This window comes from Alteromonas sp. KUL106 (assembly GCF_009811415.1).
In the GTDB taxonomy this organism is placed as follows: domain Bacteria; phylum Pseudomonadota; class Gammaproteobacteria; order Enterobacterales; family Alteromonadaceae; genus Alteromonas.
The window spans coordinates 1-400 of sequence record NZ_BLIG01000100.1 but is presented as its reverse complement, the minus strand read 5'-3'; the positions used below and the strand labels follow the sequence as shown (position 1 = coordinate 400).

Here is a 400-nt window from a genome sequence, read left to right as displayed (position 1 = left end):
GCCCCGCATGTATGCGTCCCAGCGAACGCAGTGAGTGACTTAATTTTTTTGTTAGGTGTAATTGCCAATAAAAGGACCGTACAATTTAAAACTGCCATCCAAGCCATTGTGAACCAGTATATAACTTAATGACTCACCTTTAGGTCTAAATAGAGTAAAAGCTAAACTATCTGAAACCAATTCACTTCTTAGTTCACACACTTCATCTATACCTAACGTACCTCTTTTGAATTCTCTGTCTGAAGTGTTTTTTTGACTTAAATTACCACTTTGAAGCTGTAACTTTATATATTCTACTTCTAAATTTTCGCAGCTGCGCGCTTTTACTGCATGAGCACTAAAACTGCAGAACGTAGCCATAACAACGACAAAAGTAAGTATTTTCATCATTACACCTAAC

Annotated in this window: 1 protein-coding gene; it reads right to left on the bottom strand. The window is 36.8% G+C overall.

The annotated features are described in order from the left end of the window. Positions 1 to 51: 51 nt before the first annotated feature. Positions 52 to 400: hypothetical protein (locus GVO63_RS19405; protein WP_236552234.1), on the bottom strand; the 349-nt coding region annotated here is incomplete at its 5' end.